Source organism: Micromonospora globbae (assembly GCF_003610785.1).
Taxonomy (GTDB): Bacteria; Actinomycetota; Actinomycetes; order Mycobacteriales; family Micromonosporaceae; genus Micromonospora; species Micromonospora globbae.
The window spans coordinates 1-24,956 of the sequence record NZ_RAQQ01000017.1; the positions used below are offsets into that span (position 1 = coordinate 1).

The window sequence follows — 24,956 nt, forward strand, 5'->3', positions numbered from 1 at the left end:
CGGTCCGTCGACGCCACCCGACCCGGCGACAACACCCCCCGGATCATCCGTACGACAGGGGCAGTAAGTCATACCGGGCCGGGCGACCGAGCAGTCCCCGGCTGGGGACGATCAAAAAGGTAACGGGGGTGGGTGGGGCCCAGGGTCCAGGGGGCGGGGTCCGGGGGGCGGGGTGGGCCTGGGTTAGGCGGCTACGGCGCGGCCGCAGCTGGGCAGCGGGTGCAGCACGATCCGGCGGGGCAGCCGGCGCGGCCACTCGCTGCGGGTCCAGGACCCGTCCACGATGAGGTGGACCGTCCGCTGCTCCTCGCCACTCAGCCGCAGGACGAAGTCCCGGGGGAGCGGCGGGTCGACGTTGGGTGTGGTGATCATGAAGCGCACCCGACCGCGCGAGGAGACGGCCGAGACCACGTCCGCCGCCGGCATCGTGCCGCGCAGCCGCACCCGGCCGATCCAGTACACCTCGGCGAGGTGCTCCTGGGCCGCCCGGGTGATCGCCGGGTACTCGCTGCGCACCCAGCGCTCGACCGCCCCGACGCACAGGCCGCACGCGCGCTCCCGTGGCTCCCGCGGACCCAACCCCCAGGCCCGCAGGTACGCCCCGACGGCGCCGGCGTCCATCGACAGGTCGAACCGGCGCTGGATGAGCGCGGTCAGGCTCTGCCGCGTCCACAGCTCCTCGTCGAGACCGAACTGGTCCGGGTGGACGCCCCGCAGGGTGTCGATCAGTTCGAGTTCCTGTTCGCGGCTGAGCATTCCGGGCTCGCCCTGCCGCTGTCCGCGACGGACGGCTGCCACCGCCCCGTCACCGCCGATGGTGTGGCGCCGGCACCAACTGGTGACCGAACGCCGTGCGTCTCTGAGTGCAACCCCCACGTCCTGCGCAACGAGCCCGAATCGCATCTGGTCACGATATGTGGGGAGAAAACTCCCCAAGCAACGCAATCGGTCAGAGTTCCCAAACCAGACATAGGCCTAGCCGAGGCGATGACGGACGCCGGCAACCTGCTCGGGCTGCCCCGGTGACCACCAGGGCGAGGGCGAGCACGGGCCAGGGTCAGCGGGCCCGGCCGGTGCGCCACCGACAGTCCCCGGGGCTCGACCGCACGCCAGACGGCACCGCGCCCCGGCCGGTACGGCACGGGGCGCGGTGAATGAAGGGGCGGCCGGCGTCAGCCGCCGAGGCGCTTTTGGGCGTTCTGGAGATTCACGAGGTCGGTCTGCTGGGTGTTCTTCATGGTCTGCGCGGTGCGGACCACGTCCTTCTCGTCGCTGGCGTCGAGCACGCCGTCGATCATGTGGACGCCACCCACGTGGTGCTTGATCATCAAGTCGAGGAACAGGAGGTCGAACTCCCGGCCCTGCGCGGTCCGCAGGCGTTCCATCTCCTCGGGCGTGGCCATGCCCGGCATGAGGCCGTCCCTGACCATCTTCGGGCCGTCCGGCATCCAGGCCATCCGCGGCTGCGAGCCGGTCGGATCCAGGCCCCACTCGCGCAGCCAGGTCTGCATGGTGCCGATCTCGCCCTGTTGGTTGGTGGCGATGTCGCCACCGATGCCGCGCACCTCCGGATCCGTGGCCCGCTGGAAGGCCATCAGCCCCATCTCCACCGCCTGGGCGTGGTGGGCGGTCATGTCCCGGGCGAAGCCGGCCTCGACCGAGTCGTCCCCGGGGCGGGTCAGCTGGGGGGTGAGCAGGCCCCCCGCGTACCCGAGCAGGAGGGCGACCACGACGGCGACGGCCACGCCCACCAGGCCGATGCGTCGGCCGGACGCCCGGCCGCCGTCGGCGGCCGGGGTCTCGGGCGTGCTGTCCAGGGTGGCGGGAGCCGTCATCGGAATCCTTACTGGGTCGGCATCTGCGGCTGGAGGTCGTCACGCGGCGTCGTGCCGGTGGCCGTGATGCCCTGGTTGCAGAGGGCGGTCGGGCCCTCGATGGAGGCGTTCACCCGCAGCGTCTTGATGAACTCGTCGATCCGCTTGTCGTCGGCGTTGTCGACCTTGAGCTGGTAGCCCCAGGTCTGCAGCGAGATCGGCTTGTCGAGGCCCTCGAACGGGCTCATGAGCATCTTCTCGTTGCCGCGGACCTTGTCGGCCAGCTTGCTGACCTGGTCGGCGGGCAGGTCGGGGCGGTACGTGATCCAGATGGCGCCGTGCTCCAGGCTGTGCACCGCGTGCTCGTTGGCGATCGGGGCGGGGTAGACGTCGCCCATGCAGTTCTGCCAGGCCTGGTTGTGCGGCCCGGCCACCGGCGGGAGGATGTCGTACTTGATCTGGCCGGGCTGGTGGTTGCTGCCCTTGACCAGCTCCGGGTCCTTCTCGCGGTAGTTCACGATGCCGTCGATGGCGTTGGCCCGCTCCTCCCACGGCTTGGAGCCCTGGAACGCGGCCCACGCGCCGTAGCCGATGATCGCGACGGCGATCACGCCAACGGCCACGAAGAGGGCGATCGGACCCAGCGAACGGCCCTGACTGACCTTGACCGGGGTCACCGGCTTGCGCGGCCCCTTGCCACCGGAGGAGGCGCCCTTCGGCTTGCCGGCTCCGGCCTTGGCGCCGGACGCCGGCCGGCCCGCGGCCGGCTTCTTGCCCGTGCTGACCACGGTCGGACGGCGCTGCTCGCCGCCCGGGGTGCTGATGCTCATCGTGCCTCGTCAGGTCGGTCGGTCAGGGAACCGGCGGGTCTGGTGCACACAACGGGTCGCCGCCGCGGGCACCGAGTCTACCCCCGATACCATGGATCGGTGACTCCCGCAGAACTCGCCGAGGTCGTCCTCGCCGCAGCCCACGCCGTCTTCACCCAACGGGGTCTGGACCCCGCCGTGCTGCCCGGGGAGACCACCGTCGAGCGACCCCGCAACCCCGAGCACGGGGACTACGCCTCCACGCTGGCGTTGCAGCTGAGCAAGAAGGTCGGCCTGCCGCCGCGGGAGCTGGCGGGCGCCCTCGCCGACGAGCTGGGCAAGGCGCCCGGGGTCAAGTCCGTCGAGATCGCCGGGCCGGGCTTCCTCAACATCCGGCTCGACGCGGCCGCCGCCGGCCAGCTCGCCCGCGTGATCGTCGAGGCCGGTACGGAGTACGGGCGCAGTGATCGTCTCGCCGGCCAGCGGATCAACCTGGAGTTCGTCTCCGCCAACCCCACCGGCCCCGTGCACATCGGCGGTGTCCGGTGGGCCGCGGTCGGCGACGCGCTGAGCCGGCTGCTCCGCGCCACCGGCGCCGACGTCGGCACCGAGTACTACTTCAACGACGCGGGCTCGCAGATCGACCGGTTCGCCCGGTCGCTGCTGGCCGCCGCGAAGGGCCAGCCGGTGCCGGAGGACGGCTACGGCGGGGCGTACATCTCGGAGATCGCCGCGGAGGTCCAGGCCCGGCGCCCGGACGTGCTCTCCCTCGACGACGCGCAGGCCCAGGAGGTCTTCCGGGTCGAGGGCGTCGCGCTGATGTTCGACGAGATCCGGTCGTCGCTGCGCGACTTCGGGGTCGAGTTCGACACCTACTTCAACGAGAAGGACCTGCACGACCGCGGCGAGCTGGACCTCGCCCTGACCCGCCTGCGGGAGCAGGGGCACGTCTTCGAGGCCGAGGGCGCGACCTGGCTGCGCACCACCGAGTTCGGCGACGACAAGGACCGGGTGCTGCGCAAGTCCAACGGCGAGTGGACGTACTTCGCCGCGGACTGCGCCTACTACCTCGACAAGCGCGAGCGCGGCTTCGAGCGGGTCGTCATCATGCTGGGCGCCGACCACCACGGCTACATCGGCCGGATGCGGGCCATGGTCGCCTGCTTCGGGGACGACCCGGACCGGAACCTCGAGATCCTCATCGGTCAGCTCGTCAACCTGGTCCGCGACGGCGCCCCCGTGCGGATGAGCAAGCGGGCCGGCACGGTCGTCACCCTGGAGGACCTCGTCGACGCCATCGGGGTCGACGCCGCCCGGTACGCGCTGGCCCGCTACTCCAGCGACTCGCCCATCGACATCGACGTGGAGCTGTGGACCCGGGCCACCCGCGACAACCCGGTCTACTACGTGCAGTACGTGGCGGCCCGCACCGCCGGCGTGGCCCGCAACGCGGCCGAGGTGGGGCTGACCCGGGGCGACACCGACGCGTTCCGGCCCGAGCTGCTCAGCCACGAGAAGGAGAACGAGCTGCTCAAGGCGCTCGCCGAGTTCCCGTCCGTGGTGGCCACCGCCGCCGAGCTGCGCGAACCGCACCGGGTCGCCCGCTACCTCGAGGAGAGCGTCGCGCAGGCGTACCACCGGTTCTACGACAACTGCCGGATCCTGCCCCAGGGCGACGAGGAGGTCAGCGACCTGCACCGGGCCCGGCTCTGGCTCAACGACGCCACCCGAACGGTGATCGCCAACGGCCTGCACCTGCTCGGCGTCTCCGCGCCCGAGAGGATGTAGCACATGCGTGCTCACGAGGCCGGTGCGCTGCACGGCGAGATCGGCAGCCGCGGGCCGGCCTGGTTGCGTACGCCGGTCGACGTCAACGCCCTGGTGCCGGACCTGTGGCCGCGCAACGTGGCGCGCGCCGCGGACGGCGCGCTCGCCGTCGCGGGGCTCAGCGTCCGCGACCTCGCCGCCGAGTTCGGCACCCCGGTGTACGTGCTCGACGAGGACGACCTGCGCTCGCGCTGCCGCGACTTCCGGGCCGCCTTCGCCGGCGTCGACGTCTACTACGCGGGCAAGGCGTTCCTCTGCCGCGCCGTGGTGCGGATGATCGACGAGGAGGGCATGCACCTCGACGTGTGCAGCGGCGGCGAGCTGGCCACCGCGCTCGCGGCGGGGATGCCGCCGGAGCGGATCGGCTTCCACGGCAACAACAAGTCCGTCGCCGAGCTGGCCCGGGCGCTGGACGCCGGGGTGGGGCGCATCATCGTCGACTCGTTCGTCGAGATCGACCGGTTGACGGCGCTGGCCCGCGAGCGGGGCGTACGCCCCAACGTGCTCGTCCGGGTCACCGTCGGCGTGGAGGCGCACACCCACGAGTTCATCGCCACCGCCCACGAGGACCAGAAGTTCGGCTTCTCGCTGGCCGGTGGCGCCGCCGCGGCGGCCGCCTTCAAGATCCTCGACGAGGACGTGCTGGAGCTGCGCGGCCTGCACTCGCACATCGGCTCGCAGATCTTCGACGCCAGCGGCTTCGAGGTGTCCGCCCGCCGGGTGCTCGCGCTACAGGCGCAGATCCGCGACGCGCGCGGCGTCGAACTGCCCGAGCTGGACCTCGGCGGCGGCTTCGGCATCGCGTACACCACGCAGGACGACCCGGCGACCCCGCACGACCTGGCCAAGCGACTGCGCAAGATCGTCGACTCCGAGTGCGAGGCCGAGCGGCTCGCCGTGCCGCGGCTGTCCATCGAGCCGGGCCGGGCGATCGTCGGTCCGGCCATGTTCACCCTCTACGAGGTCGGCACCGTCAAGGACGTCGACGGCATCCGCACGTACGTGAGCGTCGACGGCGGGATGAGCGACAACATCCGCACCGCGCTCTACGACGCCTCGTACTCCGCCACCGTGGCCTCGCGGGCGTCGGGCGCCGACCCGATGCTCGCCCGCGTGGTGGGAAAGCATTGTGAGTCCGGGGACATCGTGGTGAAGGATGAATTCCTGCCCGCCGACGTGCAGCCCGGAGATCTTGTCGCAGTGCCCGGCACCGGCGCGTACTGCCGGAGCATGGCCAGCAACTACAACCACGTGCCGCGCCCCCCGGTGGTCGCGGTGCGCGACGGCCAGGCGCGCCTGATCGTCCGGCGGGAGACCGAAGAGGACCTGCTCGCATTGGATGTTGGATGACGTCACCTGTGCGCCTGGCGCTGCTCGGCTGCGGCACGGTCGGCGGGGAGGTGGTCCGCCTGCTGCACGAGCAGTCGGCCGACCTCGCCGCCCGCATCGGCGCCCCGCTGGAGATCGCCGGCATCGCCGTACGCCGGCTGGGCCGTGACCGCGGCGACCTGCCGGTCGACCCGGCGCTGTTCACCACCGACGCGCTCGGCCTGGTCAAACGCGACGACGTGGACGTCGTGGTCGAGGTGGTGGGCGGCATCGAACCGGCGCGCGGCTGGCTGGTCGAGGCGCTGCGCGCCGGCAAGAGCGTGGTGACGGCGAACAAGGCGCTGCTCGCCGAGGACGGCGGGACGCTGCACGACGCGGCCGCCGAGGGCGGCGCGGACCTCTACTACGAGGCGGCCGTGGCCGGGGCGATCCCGCTGCTGCGCCCGCTGCGCGAGTCGCTGCACGGCGACCGGATCACCCGGGTCACCGGCATCGTCAACGGCACCACGAACTTCATCCTCTCCGCCATGGACGCCACCGGCGCCGGCTTCGCCGAGGCGCTCGAGGAGGCCACCGAGCTGGGGTACGCCGAGGCAGACCCGACGGCCGACGTGGAGGGCTTCGACGCGGCCGCGAAGGCCGCGATCCTCGCGTCGCTGGCGTTCCACACCCGGGTGAGCGCGGCCGACGTGCACCGGGAGGGCATCACCGAGGTCACCGCCGCCGACGTGGCCAGCGCCAAGGCGATGGGCTGCACCATCAAGCTGCTCTGCATCGCCGCCCGGGGCGTGGACGCCGCCGGCCGGGAAACCGTCAACGTCCGGGTGCACCCGGCGATGATCCCGTTGACGCACCCGCTCGCCAGCGTCGGCGACGCGTTCAACGCGGTCTTCGTCGAGGCGGAGGCGGCCGGCCAGCTGATGTTCTACGGCCGGGGCGCGGGCGGCGCGCCGACCGCCAGCGCGGTGCTCGGCGACGTCGTGGCGGTCGCCCGCAACCGGCTCGCCGGGGTGCGGGCGGCCAGCGAGAGCGCGTACGCCGACCTGCCGGTGCGGCCCATGGGTGAGGCGCTCACCCGCTACCACGTACGCCTCGACGTGGCCGACCGTCCCGGTGTGCTGGCCGCCGTGGCGGGGGTCTTCGCCCGGCACGACGTGTCGATCGCGACCGTACGGCAGGGATCGGCGGACGGCTCCCCCGGCACCACCGGGCGCGGCGGTGACGCCGAGCTGGTGATCGTCACCCACGTCGCGCCGGACGCCGCGCTCGCCGCCACCGTCGCCGAGCTGCGCGGCCTCGACATCGTCCGGTCGGTGACCAGCGTGCTCCGGGTCGAGGGCGGGTTCTGAGTCGTCGACCGGGTGACCGGCGGGTCCGGGGCCGGCTGGCGGCGGGCCGGTGGCCGGGCGGCTCAGGGACACGTCCGGCGCCGCAGCGGTGGGCGTGTCCCGCCAGGTGGGTATTCGTGGGCCTGGTCGGGGGCGCTCGGGCAGGCTGGTCCAGGCTGGGCGTGTCCCCAGGTCAGCGGGGCGGACGAGGCGAGGAGAGCGACATGTGGCGGGGTCTGATCGAGGCGTACCGGGACCGGCTGCCGGTCACCGACGCCACGCCCGTCGTGACGCTGCACGAGGGGAACACCCCGTTGCTGCCCGCGCCGGTGCTGTCGGCCCGGCTCGGCTGCGACGTCCACCTGAAGGTCGAGGGGGCCAACCCGACCGGCTCGTTCAAGGACCGGGGCATGACGGTCGCCGTCTCGAAGGCCGTCGAGGCGGGCAACAAGGCGATCATCTGCGCCTCCACGGGCAACACCAGCGCCTCCGCCGCGGCGTACGCGGCCCGCGCCGGCCTGACCTGCGCCGTGCTGGTGCCGCAGGGCAAGATCGCGCTGGGCAAGCTGGCGCAGGCGCTGGTGCACGGCGCGAAGCTGCTCCAGGTCAACGGAAACTTCGACGACTGCCTCGCGCTGGCCGCCAAGCTCGCCCAGGACTACCCGGTCGCGCTCGTCAACTCGGTGAACGTCGACCGGCTGCACGGGCAGAAGACCGCGGCGTTCGAGATCGTCGAGGCGCTGGGCGACGCCCCCGACATCCACTGCCTGCCGGTCGGTAACGCCGGCAACATCTCCGCGTACTGGATGGGGTACTCGGAGGAACTCGCCGACGGCCGCGCCACGCGCGCCCCCCGCATGTACGGCTTCCAGGCCTCGGGCGCGGCGCCGCTGGTCACCGGTGCGGTGGTGCGGGAGCCGTCGACCATCGCCACCGCCATCCGCATCGGCAACCCGGCCAGCTGGACCCGGGCCATCGACGCCCGGGACGCCTCCGGTGGCCTGATCTCCGCGGTGACCGACCGGGAGATCCTCGCCGCGTACCGGCTGCTGGCGAGGGAGGTCGGGGTCTTCGTGGAGCTGGGCAGCGCGGCGAGCGTGGCCGGGCTGCTGCAGCAGGCCGCGGAGGGACGGATCCCGGCCGGCTCGACCGTGGTCTGCACGGTGACCGGGCACGGCCTCAAGGACCCGGAGTGGGCCATCTCCACGGCGCCCGCCCCGATCACGATCGCCAACGATCCCCTGGCCGCCGCCCGCAGCCTCGACCTGGCCTGACGCCCACCCCCTCCGCGCCCGCGCCCGTCCGCGCTCCGGGGGCGCCTACGCGTTGATCATGACGTTGTTGCCACCCGCGCCGGCGTGTCGTGACGACAACTTCATGATCACCGGGACGGCCGGGGGGATGGCGGGGACGGGCCCGGGGGATGGGCCGGGGCAGGGGCCGGGACGGGCGGGACTGGGTGGGGGCTGAGGGGTTGCTGGGGCCGGGCTGGACGGGGGCTGACGGGCTGTACCCGGCGCGGGGCGAGGTGAGCGGATCGGGCACACTTTGCGTGCCCCGCAGACTTTCCTAGGAGTGAGCCAGGCCGATGTCGCTGCTCGCCAGATTCAGTCTCGCCAACCGAGCGCTCATCGCGCTCATCGCGGTGGTGACCACGGCGTTCGGACTGTTCGCCGTGCCGTCGCTGAAGCAGCAGCTGCTGCCGTCGCTGGAGTTCCCCGCGGCGTTCGTCATGGCCGCGTACCCCGGCGCGGCCCCCGAGGTCGTCGAGTCGCAGGTCGTCGAGCCGATCGAGAACAGCCTCCAGGGCATTCCGGGGCTGGAGCAGGTCACCTCGACCTCCCGCGAGGGCATGGCGACCGTCCAGGTGATGTTCGAGTTCGGCACCGACCTGGACGACGTCGTCAACAAGATGCAGACGTCGCTCAACCGGATCGACGCGCAGCTGCCGGAGAGCGTGGACCCGCAGGTGATCGCGGGCAGCACCGACGACCTGCCCGCCCTGGTGCTCGCCGCGGCCGGTGACGGCGACGAGCGGGCCCTCGCCGACAAGCTGCGTACCACCGTCCTGCCCGAGCTGGAGGCGATCGACGGCGTCCGTACCGTCGAGCTGACCGGCACCCGGGACGACATCGTCGTGGTCACGCCGGACATGGCGAAGCTGGCCGCCGCGAAGCTCCAGCCGACCGCAATCGGGGAGGCGCTGCGGACGAACGGCGTCACCGTGCCCGCCGGCACGGTCGGCGACGGCAGCATGTCCCTGCCGGTGCAGGTCGGCACGCCCGTGGCGAGCCTGGACGACCTGCGCGGCATCGTCGTCGCCCCCGGCCCGACCCCGGTCCGGCTCGGCGACATCGCCACCGTCGAGCAGTCGCTCGCCCCGGCGACGGCCATCACCCGCACCAACGGCCAGGACAGCCTGGGCATCGCCGTCACCGCCGCGCCGGACGGCAACGCCGTGGAGATCTCGCACGAGGTCCGCGACCGGTTGGACGCGCTCACCGACGCCTCCGGCGCCCAGTTGACCATCGTGTTCGACCAGGCGCCGTTCGTGGAGAAGTCCATCGAGAGCCTCACCACGGAGGGCCTGCTCGGTCTGGTGATGGCGGTCGTCGTCATCCTGGTCTTCCTGCTGTCGGTCCGCTCCACGCTGGTCACGGCGGTCTCCATCCCGCTGTCCGTGCTGGTGGCGCTGATCTCGCTCTGGATCGGCGACTACTCGCTCAACCTGCTGACCCTCGGCGCGCTGACCATCGCCGTCGGCCGCGTGGTCGACGACTCGATCGTGGTGCTGGAGAACATCAAACGGCACCTGGAGTACGGCGAGGCCAAGCGGGACGCCATCCTCAACGCCGTCCGCGAGGTGGCCGGCGCCGTGACCGCGTCCACCCTCACGACGGTCGCCGTCTTCGCCCCCATCGCGCTGGTGGGTGGCTTCGTCGGGCAGCTCTTCGCCCCGTTCGCGATCACGGTGACGGTGGCGCTGCTCGCCTCGCTGCTGGTGGCGCTCACCATCATCCCGGTGCTCGCGTACTGGTTCCTCAAGCCGCCGAGCGCCACGGCGGACCACGCCGCGATCCGGCGGGCCGCCGAGGAGAAGGAGCTGCGCAGCCCGTTGCAGCGGGGCTACCTGCCGGTGATCGGGTTCGCCACCCGCACCCGGCGTACCCGCTGGATCACCCTGGGGCTCGGCGTGCTCGTGCTCTTCGGCACGCTCGGCCTGGGCAGCCGGCTGGAGACGAACTTCCTGGACGACTCCGGCCAGGACACGCTGAGCATCCGGCAGGAGCTGCCGGCCGGCACGGGCCTGGCGGCGACCGACGCCGCGGCCCGCAAGGTCGAGGCGGTGCTGGAGCGTACGGCGGGCGTCGAGACGTACCAGGTGACGGCCGGCGGAGGCGGTGACATGGCGTTCTTCGGCGGCGGCCGGAACAACGTGGCCAGCTGGTCGCTCGCGCTGAGCGGCGACACCGACGCCGCGCGGATGCGGGAGGTGCTGCGCAAGGAGTTCGACGCCCTCGGCAGCGACGCCGGCGAGTTCACCTTCGGCGGCGGCCAGGACGCCTCCGCTAACCAGCTCGAGGTGATCGTCCAGGCCGACGACCCGGAGGTGCTGAGCCGGGCCGCGGACGCGGCGCGCGAGGCGATGGCCGGCACGCCGGACGTGGCGGACGTCACGACGAGCCTCGCCGACCGGGTGCCGCGGGTCGACGTGACCGTCGACCGGGTGAAGGCCGGCCGGGCCGGCCTCACCGAGGCCGCCGTGGGCCAGCTCGTGGCGCAGGTCTTCCGGGGCGCCCCCCTCGGCCAGGTCACGCTCGACGGCGGCCAGCAGGACGTCGTGCTGCGCCTGTCCGCCAAGGCGCCGGTCAGCGTCGAGGAGCTGCGTGCCCTGCCCGTCGGGCCGGTGCGGCTCGTCGACATCGCCACGGTCGAGCGGGCCGAGGGCCCGCAGCAGGTCACCCGGATCGACGGTGAGCGCAGCGTGACGGTGACCGGTACGTCCACCGGCTCGAACCTCGGCGCCACCACACAGGAGCTGCGCGAGCGGCTGGACGCGATCGACGTGCCGGGCGCGACGTTCACCATCGGCGGCGTCAGCGCGGACCAGGAGGACGCGTTCGCCGACCTGCTGCTGGCGGTGCTCGCGGCCATCGCGATCGTCTTCCTGATCATGGTGGCCACCTTCCGCAGCATGGCCCAGGCGCTCATCCTGCTGATCTCGATCCCGTTCGCGGCGACCGGCGCGATCGGCCTGCTGCTGGCCACCGGTACCCCGCTCGGCGTGCCGGCGTTGATCGGTGTGCTCATGCTGGTCGGCATCGTGGTGACCAACGCGATCGTGCTGCTGGACCTGATCAACCAGTACCGGAACCAGGGCCTGGGCGTACGGGAGGCGGTCGTCGAGGGCGGCCGGCACCGGCTGCGGCCGATCCTGATGACCGCGGTGGCGACCATCTTCGCGCTGCTGCCGATGGCGTTCGGGCTCACCGGCGAGGGCGGCTTCATCTCGCAGCCGCTGGCCGTCGTGGTGATCGGCGGTCTGCTCAGCTCCACGGTGCTGACGCTGATCCTCGTGCCGACGCTCTACACGATGGTGGAGCGCACCAAGGAGTCGCTGCGCGAGCGGCGCCGGCGGCGTGCCGGCGGCCCGTCCGCCGGGCCGACCGGAGCGGGCGCCCCGTCCGAGTCGGAGCCTCGGCCCGAGCCGGTCCCGGCCGGCGCGGCGGCGACGGCCCGCGCGGCGGAGCAGCCGGCGGGCGAACCGCGGCCCGTGCCCTCGGCCGCGCTCGTCGACGGTACGGACCAGTTCGAGGTGCTCCGGCTGCCGAAGAGCCGCACCTCGCCGTTGCCGCCGACCGAATAGGCGACCGGACGAAGGTCGCGCCCCCGGCAGGCCGGCGCCTGCCGGGGGCGCGCCGTCTCCGCCGGCGCCCCTCCAACCCGAGCGTCCGCGGTCCCGGCGGCCGCCGGCGTCGACCATGAGGTTGTTGCCACGACACGCCGTCGCGGGCGGCAACAACTTCATGATCAACAGGGTGGCCGCGCCGGGGGCGGCGCGCACGGGGAGACGTTCCGGGGCGGGGTAGGGTCCTGCTCCGTGGCGTCCACCCTGTCGGTCCTCACCCGGAACCGGAGCTTCCGCAATCTCTTCCTGGCCGAGCTGGTGGTCTTCGGGTCGGACTGGTTCGTCATGGTCCCGCTGCTCGTGCTGCTCCCGGACCTCACGGGGAGCGGCGTGTGGGGAGCGCTGGTCCTCGCCGTCGACACCGGGGTCGTGGCGCTGCTGCTGCCGTTCACCGGCACCCTCGCCGACCGGTTCGACCGCCGCAAGATCATGATGGTGGCCAACGTGGCGGCGTCGGCCGGGGTGCTGCTCCTGCTCGGCGTACGCAGCGCGGGCACCGCGTGGCTCGCCATGGTGGCGATCGCGGTGATCGCCGTCGCCAAGGGCTTCTACTCGCCGGCCGCCCAGGCGGCCCTGCCCAACGTGCTCGACCCCGACGAACTGGCGGCCGGAAACGCGGTCGCCGGATCGGCGTGGGGCACGATGACGGTCGTCGGCGCCTCGCTCGGCGGTGTGCTGAGCGACCGGGTCGGCGCGTACGCCTGCTTCTGGATCGCCGCGGTCGGCCTGGCGCTCGCCGCGGTCCTCGCCGCGACCATCCGGCGGCCCCTCCAGGCGCCCCGGGAGGCCGACCTCGCCCCGCAGCGGGCCTGGGCGGCGGTGGGCGAGGCGCTGCGCTACATCGGGCACCGGCCGCGCGTGCTGGCGCTGGTCACCGTGAAGTCGGCGGTCGGCCTCGGCAACGGGGTGCTGACCGTCTTCCCGCTGCTCGCCGGGGTGTACGGGGCCGGCCCGTCCGGCACGGGTCTGCTCTTCGCGGTCCGCGGCGCGGGCGCGCTGGTCGGGCCGATCCTGATGCGCCGGGTGCTCACCAACCGGGCCTGGCTGCTGCCCGGCCTGGCGCTGTCGATGTCCCTGTACGGGCTGGCCTACCTCGGCACCTCGGTGGCGGGCTGGTTCCCGCTCGTGCTGCTGCTCGTGTTCGTGGCACACCTCGCGGGCGGCAGCAACTGGGTGATGTCGAACTTCGCCCTCCAGGGCGAGGTGCCGGACCGGCTGCGCGGCCGCGTGTTCGCCACCGACATGATGCTGGCGACGCTCGCCGTCTCGATCAGTCAGCTCGTCGTCGCGGCGGTCGTGGACACCGTGGACGAGCGGGTGGTGCTCGCCGGCTGCGGGCTGGTCACCCTCGTGTACGCCGTCGGCTGGCGCTTCGCCACCCGCCGGCTCTCCCTCACCGACCCGGTTCCCGAACCGGCCCCCGACGCGGCCCGCTGACCCGGGCATCCCGACCGCCCCGCCCGCCTCACGCGGCTGTCGTCCCACCGCTCGGGCCGAGATCCGGAACCGTCGGTCCCCGGCCCTAGCATGAGCCCGTGCCGACGAACTTCACCGCCGGGCCGGTCCGGGTCCGGGTCCCCGCCACCAGCGCCAACCTGGGGCCGGGCTTCGACGCGTTGGGGCTAGCCCTCGGTCTCCACGACGACGTGAGCGCCGAGATCGTGCCGACCGGGGTGCGCGTGACGGTGACCGGGCAGGGCGCGGGGGAGCTGCCCGACGACGACCGTCACCTGGTGGTCCGGTCGATGCGCGCGGCCTTCGAGCGGCTCGACGCGCGACCCACGGGCCTCGCCGTGGAGTGCGTCAACCGCATCCCGCAGGCGCGCGGGCTCGGGTCGTCGTCGGCGGCCATCGTCGCGGGGGTGTTGCTGGCCCGGGCGCTGGTGACCGACGGCGAGCGCCGCCTCGACGACGACGCGGTGCTCCGGCTCGCCGCCGAGCTGGAGGGGCATCCCGACAACGTGGCGCCGTGCCTGCTCGGCGGGTTCACCGTCGCCTGGACCGAGCCCACCGGGGCGCGGGCCGTCACCCGCGAGGTCGCGGAGGGCGTACGCCCCACTGTCTACGTGCCCACCGAGCGCGGGCTGACCGCGGAGGCCCGGGCGGCGCTGCCCGCCACCGTGCCGCACGGCGACGCGGCGTTGACGGCCGGGCGGGCGGCCCTGCTCGTGCACGCCATCACCACCGACCCGACGCTGCTGCTGCCGGCCACCGTCGACCGGCTGCACCAGGACTACCGGGCCGCCGGCATGCCGGCCACGGCCGCCCTGGTGGGTGCGCTGCGTGAGGCCGGTGTGGCCGCTGTGGTCAGCGGGGCGGGTCCGACTGTGCTCGCGCTCAGCGATCCGCCCGAGGGCTTCGACCCGGGAAGAGACTGGCAGGTCTGGCGGTTACCGATAGATGTCAGCGGTGCCCGGGTCGCCCGGGGTAGACTTGGACACGCCGAGCGGGACCCTGTTGCCGCAGGTCGGAAGAGTTGATTACGCTCTAGACTTAGCACAGCCGCGAAGCATGCGATCTTCCTGCGGGTCGGCGCACCCCCGAAGCTCTCGGCGGTCAGCCCGTCACCCCTGCCAAGGCCCAACGCCGCACCGCAGTTTCCACAGGTCGCCGCAGACGGCGAGACCTGCTCACCGATGTTGGTGAGTCGGGAAACCGACCGGCTGCTGTGTTACAGACTCCCGCGCCGCGTTCGTGCGAGGCGGGTGCACCGAGGCCGCCCGGCCACCTGCTCTGTCGACTCCGGGCAGTCCCGGCCTATCGAGGGAAGGAATCCATTGAGCGACACCACCGACGTGACGTCGGATGTTTCCAACGTCGCTGGCGAAGCCACCAACGCCGCTCCCACCCGTCGTCGGCGTGGCGGCACCGGTCTGTCGGCGATGCTGCTGCCAGAGCTCCAGAGCCTGGCCGCGTCGCTCGGCATCTCCGGCACGGCTCGCATGCGTAAGGGCGAGCTGATCAGCGCGATCACCGAGCGGCAGGGCGCCGCCGCCGGGACCCCTCGACCGCGGGCCGAGGTCGCGGCCGCGGCCGCTCCCGCGCGGGAAGAGGTGCACGCCGAGGTCCGGGAGACCACCGAGCGGCCGGAGGCCGAGCGGCGTACCGCCGAGCAGGCGCCCGCCGAGCAGGCCACCGTCGAGACGGAGGGCCGTGGCCGGACCCGGCGCCGGGGCGCCGCCGCGGAGGCGCGAGCCGCCGAGGCGCGTACGGCGGAGACGCGCACCGACGAGGCCGAGGCCGGCGAGCGCGCCGACCGCGGCGGACGCGAGCGCGGTGAGCGTGCCGAGCGCGGTGAGCGTGCGGAGCGTGCCGAGCGCGGTGAGCGTGCCGAGCGCGGTGAGCGTGCGGAGCGCGGCGACCGGGCCGAGCGCGGTGAGCGTGGCGAGCGCGGTGAGCGTGCGGAGCGCGGCGACCGGGCCGAGCGCGGTGAGCGTGGCGACCGGGCCGACCGTGCCGAGCGCGGTGAGCGTGGCGAGCGGGCCGAGCGCAACGACCGTGGCGACCGCAACGAGCGGGGCCAGCGTGCCGAGCGGGACACCGACGGCGAGGAGGACGGCGAGAGCGGCGGCCGGCGTGGCCGGCGCAGCCGCTTCCGGGACCGTCGCCGTGGCCGGGGCGAGCGCTCCGAGGGCGGCGACGGCGGTCGCGAGCCGCAGGTCAGCGAGGACGACGTGCTCGTCCCGGTGGCCGGCATCATCGACGTGCTCGACAACTACGCCTTCGTACGGACGACCGGCTACCTGGCCGGCCCGAACGACGTGTACGTGTCGATGTCCCAGATCAAGAAGTACGGCCTTCGCCGCGGTGACGCGATCACCGGTGCGGTCCGCGCGGCCCGGGAGGGCGAGCAGCGGCGGGACAAGTACAACCCGCTGGTCCGCCTCGACACGATCAACGGGATGGAGCCCGAGGAGGCCAAGCGCCGCCCCGAGTTCTACAAGCTCACCCCGCTCTACCCGCAGGAGCGACTGCGGCTGGAGACCGAGCCGCACATCCTGACCACCCGTGTCATCGACCTCGTGATGCCGATCGGCAAGGGCCAGCGGGCGCTCATCGTGTCGCCGCCGAAGGCGGGCAAGACGATGGTGCTGCAGGCGATCGCGAACGCGATCACGCGCAACAACCCGGAGTGCCACCTCATGGTGGTGCTCGTGGACGAGCGGCCCGAAGAGGTCACCGACATGCAGCGGTCGGTGAAGGGCGAGGTCATCGCGGCCACGTTCGACCGTCCGCCGCAGGACCACACCACGGTGGCGGAGCTGGCGATCGAGCGGGCGAAGCGCCTCGTCGAGCTGGGTCACGACGTCGTCGTGCTGCTCGACTCGGTGACGCGGCTCGGCCGGTCGTACAACCTGGCGGCGCCGGCCAGCGGCCGGATCATGTCGGGTGGTATCGACTCCACGGCGCTCTACCCGCCGAAGCGCTTCCTCGGCGCGGCTCGCAACATCGAGAACGGCGGCTCCCTGACCATCCTCGCCACGGCGCTGGTCGAGACCGGCTCCATGGCGGACACGGTCATCTTCGAGGAGTTCAAGGGCACCGGTAACGCGGAGCTGAAGCTGGACCGGAAGATCGCCGACAAGCGCACCTTCCCGGCCATCGACATCCACCCGTCCGGCACGCGCAAGGAGGAGATCCTGCTCGCGCCGGAGGAACTGGCCATCATCCACAAGCTCCGCAAGGTCCTGCACTCGCTGGACTCGCAGGCGGCGCTGGACCTGCTGCTGGACCGCCTGAAGCAGTCCCGCACCAACATCGAGTTCCTCATGCAGATCGCGAAGTCCACGCCGGGGGAGTGACCTCTCCCGACGGGGAACCCACGAAGGGCACGGCCACGGCCGTGCCCTTCGTCGTGTCCGCGCCCGGTCGCTCGACGCCCGACGACCGCGTCCCCATCCGGTGTCCGCGCGCCGGTCCCGCTGTCGGATGCGCGTCCGGCGCCCGCCGGCAGCCGTGGCTTCCGGGTGAGCCGGCGGTCGCGAGTGGACGGCGGCCGGGGCCACGACGCCGTCGAAGTTTTCCTTCGGTTAAGGCGTCGCCTATTGAAACTTCTATTCACCGTCCGGTTGACTGTCGTCCATGCGTACCCGCAGACGATCCCTCGCCGGCGTCCTGCTGCTGACGCCCCTGCTCACCCTGGCCGGTCCGCTCCCGGTCGGTGCCGCCCCACCGACGCCCGCGGCCGGCCCGTCCGGCACCCTCGCCGAGGACGCCCCGCGCGCCTCGTCCCTGACCTCCGAGCCGGTCGCCCTCGCCCCGTCCCGGCAGGCCGGTCCGGCCGCCACGGGCGGCGTGGAACCGGCCGGCGGCCTGGAGACCGCGAAGAAGACCCGGCCGGTCGCGCCGGGCGTCCAGCTCACCTCGTTCGACCGCTACGACGCGGACGGCTGGCTGCGCGCCGACGCGCTCACCGCCGACCTGAGCGGCGGTGTCACCGTCGACTACGTCAACTCGGGCGCGGTGAGCCGGGCCGAGCCCCTGCGCGCCGCCGTGGACCGCACCCGTGCCGTCGCGGCCGTCAACGGCGACTTCTTCGACATCAACAACTCCGGCGCCGCCCAGGGCGTCGGCATCCGCAGCGGCGAGCTGATCCAGTCGGCGGTCAGCGGGCACCGCAACGCGGTGGCCGTGACCACCGAGGGCGTCGGCCGGGTGATCGAGGTGAACTTCGACGGCACCGCGACCCTGCCCACCGGTCCGGTCCCGCTCACCCAGTTCAACAACATGGTCCAGGCCGGCGGCATCGGCGTGTTCACCGCGCTCTGGGGGTCGTACACCCGGGAACGTGCGGTGGCGGGCGCGGCGCGCGTCACCGAGGTCACGGTGGTCGACGGCCGCGTCACCGGCGTGGCCTCGGCCGCCGGCAGCGGCCAGGTGCCCGCCGGCACCACCATCCTGCTCGGTCGGGAGGCGGGCGCCGACGCGCTCGCCGGGTTGCGACCGGGTGACCCGGTGAGCGTGGCCTGGCAGCCGAAGCCGTCGGACGGCAGCCGCCTGCACGCCGCCGTGGGAGGCGGCAACGTGCTGGTCCGCGACGGCGTGGTGCAGACGATCGCCGACACGTCGCTGGCCCCGCGCACGGCCGTCGGCTTCACCGCCGACGGACGCAAGATGATCATGCTGACGGTGGACGGCCGCCACGTCGACAGCCGGGGCGTCACCCAGACCGAGATGGGCCGCATGATGGCCGAGCTGGGCGCCCACCACGCGCTCAACCTCGACGGCGGCGGCTCGTCGACGCTGCTCGCCCGCGAGCCCGGCGCGGCGACCGTCCAGGTCGAGAACACCCCGTCGGACGGCTCCGAGCGCCCGGTCCCCAACGGTCTCGCCCTCTACGCACCGCAGGGCAGCGGGCGGCTGACCGGCTTCTGGGTGGAGACGGCCAGCGACCCCACGGCCGCGCCGGGCGTCTCCCCGGTGCGGGGCGGCCGGCCCGACCGGGTCTTCCCCGGGCTCACCCGCCGGCTCACCGCCGCCGGACACGACGAGACGTACGGGCCGGCGGCCGGCGCACCCACCTGGCGGGTCACCCCGGCGGTGCACGGGCGGGTCGACCGCGACGGCGTGTTCCGCGCCCTGGTCCCCGGCGCCGCCACCGTGACGGCCAGCCGGGGCCGGGCGGAGGGCTCCCTGGACCTCACGGTGCTCGGGCCGTTGCAGCGGATCGACTCCACGGTCGAGCGCATCGGTCTGACCGGCCGCGACGGCAGCTCCCTGTTCGGCGTCGTCGGCCTCGACGCCGAGGGGAACACCGCACCGATCGAGCCCGCCGACCTGAAGCTCGACTACGACCGCGACCTGCTCCGCATCGCGCCGAACGCCGACGGCAACCTGGTCGTCACGGCGCTGCGCGACTCCGGTTCCGGGCTGGTCACCGTCCACGTCGGAACGAAGAAGACCGTGATCGCGGTGACCGTGGGCCTCACCGACCAGCCGGTGGCCGACTTCGAGGACGCGTCCGCCTGGAAGTTCAGCCAGGCACGGGCGAGCGGTTCGGTCGCGCCGGCGCCGGGCCACACCGGCACCGGCCTGAAGATGACGTACGACTTCAGCCAGTCGACCGGCACCCGGGCCGCGTACGCCGACCCGCCCGCCTGGATCGAGGTGCCCGGCCAGCCGCAGGCGTTCGGCATGTGGATCCACGGCAACGGCAAGGGGGAGTGGCCGAGCCTGCACCTGCACGACGCCCAGGACACCCAGCACGTGCTGCGGGGGCCGTACATCACCTGGACCGGATGGCGGTACGTCGAGTTCGCGGTTCCCGCCGGGGTGCAGTACCCGGTGCGGATCCGGCGGTTCTACGTGGCGGAGACCAACGCCGCCGCCCAGTACACCAGCGAGATCGTCATCGACGACCTGGTGGCGAAGGTGCCGCCGTCGGTGGACGCGCCCGCCGAGCCGTCGCGTACCGACCGGGTGGTCGTCACCGACGGCACGGTCGACGGCGCGCCGTGGCGCTTCGCCGTGATGTCCGACGCGCAGTTCGTGGCCGCCGACCCGGACAGCGAGCTGGTCGCCCAGGCCCGCCGCACGCTGCGTGAGATCCGGGCGGCACGGCCGGACTTCCTGGTCGTCAACGGTGACCTCGTGGACACCGCGTACCCGGAGGACTTCGCGCTGGCGAAGCGGCTGCTCGACGAGGAGCTGGGGGACGCCGTGCCCTGGTACTACGTGCCCGGCAACCACGAGATCATGGGGGCGCCGATCGGCAACTTCCAGGCCGTGTTCGGTGACACGTACCGGACCTTCGACCACCGGGGCACCCGGTTCGTGACGCTCAACACGTCCACCGGTTCGCTGCGGGGTGGCGGGTTCGACCAGGTCCGCATGCTGCGCGCGGCGCTCGACTCGGCCGCCACCGACCCGACGATCGGCTCGGTGGTCGTCCTGCACCACCACCCGCCGCGCGACCCCACCCCGGCCAAGGCGAGCCAGCTCGGTGACCGCAAGGAGGCGGCGCTGCTGGAGCAGTGGCTGGCCGACTTCCAGCACCGCACCGGCAAGGGCGCTCTCTTCGTCGGCGGCCACGTGGGCACCTTCCACGCCGAGCGGGTGGACGGCGTCCCGTACGTCGTCAACGGCAACTCGGGCAAGACGCCGTCGACCCCCGCCGACCGCGGCGGCTTCACCGGCTGGACGGAGTTCGGGGTCGACCCGGTCACCGCCGCCGAGGCCGACCGGGCCCGGCGCAGCCCGCTCGCCGAGGGGCCGCGCTGGGTGGCGGCCGAGGTCCACGCCCACACGGACGCGGTCACCGTGACGGCGCCGGCGAGCATCGAGGTGGGCGTCCCGGTGACCGTCGCCGCGACGCTCCAACAGCCGGGCGGACGGGCCGTGCCGGTGGCCGCGCCGGTCAGCGCGGACTGGTCCGCCTCCCCGAACGTGCACGTCGGGCCGGTGACGGGCCTGCGGCCGTGGCACGCGGCCTGGTTCGACCCGGCCACCGGCCGGCTCGTGGCGCTGCGGTCCGGCGCCTCGCTGGTGCTCGCGGTGACGGTCAACGGCGTCCGCGCCGAGGCCACGGTCACCACCGCCGCCGCGAGCCGCGCCGCCGCCTGAGGTGGCCAGCGGGGCCCCTCCCCGGCCGGACCGGTCGAGGAGGGGCCCCGCTCGCACGGTCAGAAGTCGCCGTCGGCCACCTGGAACACGGTGAGACCCAGGGCGCGCCACATCCGGACCACCTGGACACGGTCGTCGAAGACGCCGATCACCCGGTACCGGTCCCGGATCTCCCGCTCGTAGATCTCCCGCTTGACCACCGAGTCCTTGCGGGAGTCGCCGACCGCCCGCAGGTGCAGGGCGAGGTACGGCACCCGGACGTGCCGGGCCAGCCACGCCACGGTGTCCGCCCGCGCCGAGGCGTCCCGACCGGAGCAGAACACCACCCCGTACCCGGCCGAGTGCATGGCGCGCACGGCCGCGATCACCGCCTCGTTCGGCTGGTCCTCGCCGACCCGGGTCATGTCGTACGGGCTGCGGGACACGTTCAGCGCCACGGTGCCGTCGATGTCCACGAGGACGATCTCCGGCGCCCCGGTCGGCGCCGGGTGCACCCGGGCCGGGCGGCCCGTGCGGGCCTGCGGCACCGGCAGCGGCAGGGGCCGTCCCTCGAGGTAGCGCGCGTGCAGCCGCCGGATGGCGGCCTCGCCGACCCGGTCCGCCTCGGGCCGCGTCGCGTCCCGGCGCAGGCACTCGTCCAGCGGCACGTCGGTGAAGTCGTGCACCTCGAACTCGGCGCCGTACCGGGCGGCCAACTCGGCCCAGTCGCGCAGCGTCCGCGCCCGCAGGTTGGTGTCGTCGACACAGACGTCGGCCCGGGCCCGCAGCAGCGCCTCGACCTGCGCCCGCTGGGCGACGGTCACCTGCGCCTCCGCCCACTGCGTGAAGAGGCGCTCGCCGTGCAGCATCCGCCGCAGGTCGTCCCGGTTCACGCGGACCACGGACGGCTGGAGCCGCCGTGCGAAGGTGGTCTTCCCCGAGGCGGGCAGACCTCGGGTCGCGATCAGGCGGGGCATACCGCTCATCTCCGTGTCCGTCGACCTCCGGCGGCCGTTGACCACCGCCGCGTTCCGGGTCGATCGTGCCCCGTCCGGGGTACGCCGGCCCGCACCGGAGCCCCGTGAATGCCCCGCCGGCCGGCGGGAATGCCGGAAGGATGCCGGGCGTTGTCGATGCCGGACCTGCTGTGCCGCCCGATGACGGGCCCGGCCCGCGCCCATGGCACACTGGTCAATCGGCCACCGGTTCCGGTTCACGCCCGAGCCCGTCGTACGGAGCGGCGGGTGGTGACGGCGACCCGGCGACCACCGACGAAAGGACCGAGGCGACATGAAGCCCAACATCCACCCGGAGTATGTGACCACCGAGGTCACCTGCTCCTGCGGCAACACCTTCACGACCCGCAGCACCGCCAAGGGCGGGGCGATCCACGTCGAGACCTGCAGCGCCTGCCACCCGTTCTACACCGGTAAGCAGCGCGTGCTCGACACCGCCGGCCGGGTCGCCAAGTTCCAGCAGAAGTACGCCAAGGTTCAGGCCAAGAAGGGCAAGTAGCTCCTCGTTCGGCGCCCGCGTCCGGTTCCGCACCGGACGCGGGCGCCGTCCGTATTGCGGCCGTTTCCCGGCCGCGCCGCCGGCCCGTACCCCCGTCCTCCCCGCCGTCGAAGGAGCATCCGCAGCATGAGCAGCGAGCGTCTGACCGCTCTCCTCGACGAGTACGCCGAGCTGGAGAAGCGGCTGGCCGACCCGGGCATCCACGCCGACCAGGCCACCGCGCGGCGGGTCGGCCGCCGGTACGCCGAGCTGGTGCCGCTGCACAAGGCGGCCGGTGAGCTGGCGCAGGCGCGGGCCGACCTGGCCGCCGCGCGGGAGCTGGCCGCCGAGGACCCGTCCTTCGCGGCCGAGGCCGAGTCGATCGCGGCGTCCCTGCCCGTGCTCGAGGAGCGCCTGGCGGAGCTGCTCATCCCCCGGGACCCGCACGACGCCAAGGACGTCATCGTCGAGATCAAGGCGGGCGAGGGTGGCGAGGAGTCCGCCCTGTTCGCCGGCGACCTGCTGCGGATGTACACCCGGTACGCCGAGCGGCGGGGCTGGCTGGTCGAGGTGATCGACTCGCAGGACTCCGACCTGGGCGGGGTGAAGGACGTCTCGCTGGCCATCAAGAGCAAGGGTGTGCCGGAGGGGGGCAACGGCGTCTGGTCCCGGCTCAAGTGGGAGGGCGGGGTGCACCGCGTGCAGCGGGTCCCGGTCACCGAGTCGCAGGGCCGGATCCACACCAGCGCCGCCGGTGTGCTGGTGCTCCCGGAGGCCGAGGAGGTCGACGTCACGATCGACCCCAACGACCTGCGGATCGACGTCTTCCGCTCGTCCGGCCCGGGCGGTCAGTCGGTGAACACCACCGACTCGGCGGTCCGGATCACCCACCTGCCGACCGGGATCGTGGTCTCCTGCCAGAACGAGAAGTCGCAGCTGCAGAACCGCGAGCAGGCCATGCGCATCCTGCGTGCCCGGCTCCTGGCCGCCGCGCAGGAGCAGGCCGACGCGGCCGCCTCGGACGCGCGCAAGGCGCAGGTCCGCACGGTCGACCGGTCCGAGCGGATCCGCACCTACAACTTCCCGCAGAACCGGATCACCGACCACCGGATCGGCTACACGGCGTACAACCTCGACCTGGCCCTCGCCGGCGAGCTGGACGGTGTGCTGGACGCGCTGGCCGAGGCCGACCGTGCCGCCCGCCTGGCCGGCGACGCCGAACTCGCCCGTCGCTGATCCCGCCCCGCGTCCGGTCCGGCCCCCGCAGCTTCGACCGCAGCGACGGGTCAGGAGGCGCGCGGGCGGGTCTTCGCGCGCAGCATCGCCCGGTCGGCCTCCTCGAACGCGGTGCTGAGCGCGTCGCGTAGCGCCGACCCGGTGCCGGAGACCTCGGCGAAGCCGACGCTCACGCCGACCGGCGTGCCGGGGACGAGCGCCTCCCAGTCCTCGCTGGCGACCGCCGCGCCGATACGGCGGGCCACCTCGGTGGCCTCGGCCATGCCGGCGCCGGGCAGCACCACGACGAACTCGTCGCCGCCGTAGCGGGCCACGAAGTCGCCCCGGCGCATCACCCGGTTGATCACCCCGGCGATGCGCTGGAGCACCAGGTCACCCGAGTGGTGTCCGTGGCGCGTGTTGACCGCCTTGAAGCCGTCCAGGTCGCAGACCCCGATGACCACGCGCTCCCCGCGGGCGACGACGCTTGCGATGTAGCGCTCCAGCCGGCGCCGGTTCGGCAGCCCGGTCAGCGGGTCGGTCAGCGCCTCGCCCTCGTAGCGCGCGGCCTCCCGGCGCATCTCCTCGTGGTCGATCCGGGCCGCGATGCCGTCGATGTAGACGTCCCGCAGCCGGTCGTTGCGCTGGGCCGCCAGCCGGAACGCCAGCCGGTCCACCCGGTGCGCCGCCGCGTGGTCGCCGGCCCGTGCCAGCGCGATGCTGCGCAGCCGCGCCGGCTCGGCGGCGCCGAGCGTCTCGCTCGACACCCGTACGGAGTCCAGCCGGGTGACCGCCTCGATGGGCCGGCCGGCGGCGATGGCGAGGCAGACCGTGCCGAGGTCACGCATGTCGCGGGCCCGGGCGCTGTCGCCGCCGTGGGCGAGCAGCCGGGCGGGCGCGGCCTCGTCGCCGGGCTCGATCTCGTCGCCGAGCGCGGCGCGTCGGGCCGCCGCGTAGCCGTACGCGGCGAGGCTGCTGGGGCGCAACCGGCCGGCCCGCCCGCTCCGGAGGAAGCGGGCGAGGTCGGAGGCCACGTCGCGGAGCACCCGCAGACAGCCGTCGCTGTCCCCGTTGTGGTCCAGCGCGACGGCGTTGCGCAGCCGGATGCCGGGTGCGGCGAACGTCTCCTCGGGGATGCCGGCCGTGAGGCCGAGTTGCCGGGCCCGCTCGATGGCGCCCAGGGCGTACCCGTGGAAGCTGAGGTAGGAGTACGCCATGGCGAGGTCGTGCCAGCCCCAGGCGGTGTCCCGGTCCGGGTCCTCGACGGCGTTCAGCGCGCGGGCGGCCTTGACCAGGTGGGTGACGCAGCGGTCGAGCGCGCCCTGGTGGTGGGCGGCGAGCGCGGCCAGCGCGTTGAGGTGGCCGTGCAGGTAGGGCTCCGGGAGGTCGCGGACGGCCGCGGAGGCCTCCTCGATGGCCCGGGTGAACTCCGCCGTACGTCCGAGATTGATCAGAGCGGAGAGGCGTTGCACGAGCGCGTCGGCGCGCGTGCGGGGATCGGTCGTGGTGTGCAGGACCCGCTCGAGCACCGTGTACGCCTCGGCGGAACGGCTGGACTCCTGCAACGCCCGCGACTGCGTCAGCGCGTCAACCTGGTCACCGACCCGGTCGAGCCAACCCACCAGCGACCTCCTGTCGGCTGCGCCTGACGCACCCGATCGTGACGTGACCCGCGACGCTTCATGATTAT

16 protein-coding genes are annotated in these 24,956 nt (G+C 73.4%); 11 read left to right on the forward strand and 5 right to left on the reverse strand.

What is annotated here, in order from left to right; all coding sequences use genetic code 11:
* Nucleotides 1-183: 183 nt before the first annotated feature.
* The 3 genes from D7I43_RS21860 to D7I43_RS21870 all read right to left on the reverse strand — a co-directional run bounded on the left by D7I43_RS21860 (nucleotide 184) and on the right by D7I43_RS21870 (nucleotide 2,644).
* Nucleotides 184-876, reverse strand: a complete 693-nt coding sequence (locus tag D7I43_RS21860) for a winged helix-turn-helix domain-containing protein (RefSeq protein ID WP_120330427.1) — start codon at nucleotides 874-876, stop codon at nucleotides 184-186.
* 296 nt (nucleotides 877-1,172) lie between these two features.
* A complete protein-coding gene (locus D7I43_RS21865; protein WP_120330428.1) occupies nucleotides 1,173-1,835 on the reverse strand; it encodes a DUF305 domain-containing protein in 663 nt (220 codons plus the stop codon).
* An 8-nt stretch (nucleotides 1,836-1,843) separates the two neighbouring features.
* Complete coding sequence (locus D7I43_RS21870) at nucleotides 1,844-2,644, reverse strand: DUF3105 domain-containing protein (RefSeq protein ID WP_120330429.1); 801 nt, start codon at nucleotides 2,642-2,644, stop codon at nucleotides 1,844-1,846.
* Nucleotides 2,645-2,743: 99 nt separating this feature from the next.
* Here D7I43_RS21870 and argS point away from each other — a divergent pair, with 99 nt between their 5' ends.
* The 9 genes from argS to D7I43_RS21915 all read left to right on the forward strand — a co-directional run bounded on the left by argS (nucleotide 2,744) and on the right by D7I43_RS21915 (nucleotide 20,578).
* Entirely contained in the window at nucleotides 2,744-4,411 is a 1,668-nt protein-coding gene (gene argS, locus D7I43_RS21875) for an arginine--tRNA ligase (RefSeq protein WP_120330430.1), read from the forward strand.
* Between the two features lie 3 nt (nucleotides 4,412-4,414).
* Nucleotides 4,415-5,800 (forward strand): diaminopimelate decarboxylase, encoded by a 1,386-nt coding sequence (lysA, locus tag D7I43_RS21880; protein WP_120330431.1) that lies wholly within the window; start codon nucleotides 4,415-4,417, stop codon nucleotides 5,798-5,800.
* An 8-nt stretch (nucleotides 5,801-5,808) separates the two neighbouring features.
* Complete coding sequence (locus D7I43_RS21885) at nucleotides 5,809-7,128, forward strand: homoserine dehydrogenase (RefSeq protein ID WP_192902240.1); 1,320 nt, start codon at nucleotides 5,809-5,811, stop codon at nucleotides 7,126-7,128.
* A gap of 203 nt (nucleotides 7,129-7,331) precedes the next feature.
* Nucleotides 7,332-8,381, forward strand: coding sequence for a threonine synthase (thrC, locus tag D7I43_RS21890; RefSeq protein WP_120330433.1), 1,050 nt, complete (start codon nucleotides 7,332-7,334; stop codon nucleotides 8,379-8,381).
* 314 nt (nucleotides 8,382-8,695) lie between these two features.
* On the forward strand, nucleotides 8,696-11,974 hold the full coding sequence (locus tag D7I43_RS21895) for an efflux RND transporter permease subunit (RefSeq protein ID WP_120330434.1): 3,279 nt from the start codon (nucleotides 8,696-8,698) through the stop codon (nucleotides 11,972-11,974).
* Nucleotides 11,975-12,208: 234 nt separating this feature from the next.
* Nucleotides 12,209-13,453 (forward strand): MFS transporter, encoded by a 1,245-nt coding sequence (locus D7I43_RS21900; RefSeq protein ID WP_120330435.1) that lies wholly within the window; start codon nucleotides 12,209-12,211, stop codon nucleotides 13,451-13,453.
* Nucleotides 13,454-13,551: 98 nt separating this feature from the next.
* Nucleotides 13,552-14,496, forward strand: coding sequence for a homoserine kinase (gene thrB / locus D7I43_RS21905; RefSeq protein WP_120330436.1), 945 nt, complete (start codon nucleotides 13,552-13,554; stop codon nucleotides 14,494-14,496).
* A 297-nt stretch (nucleotides 14,497-14,793) separates the two neighbouring features.
* Entirely contained in the window at nucleotides 14,794-16,818 is a 2,025-nt protein-coding gene (gene rho / locus D7I43_RS21910) for a transcription termination factor Rho (RefSeq protein WP_120330437.1), read from the forward strand.
* Nucleotides 16,819-17,098: 280 nt separating this feature from the next.
* Nucleotides 17,099-20,578: a phosphodiester glycosidase family protein gene (locus D7I43_RS21915; RefSeq protein ID WP_120330438.1), complete on the forward strand. Its 3,480-nt coding sequence runs from the start codon at nucleotides 17,099-17,101 to the stop codon at nucleotides 20,576-20,578.
* Nucleotides 20,579-20,637: 59 nt separating this feature from the next.
* On the opposite strand, the gene D7I43_RS21920 is transcribed toward D7I43_RS21915, so the two are convergent.
* The gene (locus tag D7I43_RS21920; protein WP_120330439.1) at nucleotides 20,638-21,534 is read right to left on the reverse strand and encodes a phosphatase domain-containing protein; all 897 of its coding nucleotides are present in this window, start codon (nucleotides 21,532-21,534) and stop codon (nucleotides 20,638-20,640) included.
* Nucleotides 21,535-21,847: 313 nt separating this feature from the next.
* Here D7I43_RS21920 and rpmE point away from each other — a divergent pair, with 313 nt between their 5' ends.
* Both rpmE and prfA read left to right on the forward strand, forming a co-directional pair.
* On the forward strand, nucleotides 21,848-22,072 hold the full coding sequence (gene rpmE / locus D7I43_RS21925) for a 50S ribosomal protein L31 (protein ID WP_120330440.1): 225 nt from the start codon (nucleotides 21,848-21,850) through the stop codon (nucleotides 22,070-22,072).
* A gap of 126 nt (nucleotides 22,073-22,198) precedes the next feature.
* Nucleotides 22,199-23,287 carry a peptide chain release factor 1 gene (prfA, locus tag D7I43_RS21930; RefSeq protein WP_120330441.1) on the forward strand — a complete coding sequence of 363 codons (1,089 nt, stop codon included), beginning with the start codon at nucleotides 22,199-22,201 and terminating at the stop codon, nucleotides 23,285-23,287.
* Between the two features lie 50 nt (nucleotides 23,288-23,337).
* On the opposite strand, the gene D7I43_RS21935 is transcribed toward prfA, so the two are convergent.
* Nucleotides 23,338-24,888 carry a GGDEF domain-containing protein gene (locus D7I43_RS21935; protein ID WP_120330442.1) on the reverse strand — a complete coding sequence of 517 codons (1,551 nt, stop codon included), beginning with the start codon at nucleotides 24,886-24,888 and terminating at the stop codon, nucleotides 23,338-23,340.
* Nucleotides 24,889-24,956 lie beyond the last annotated feature (68 nt).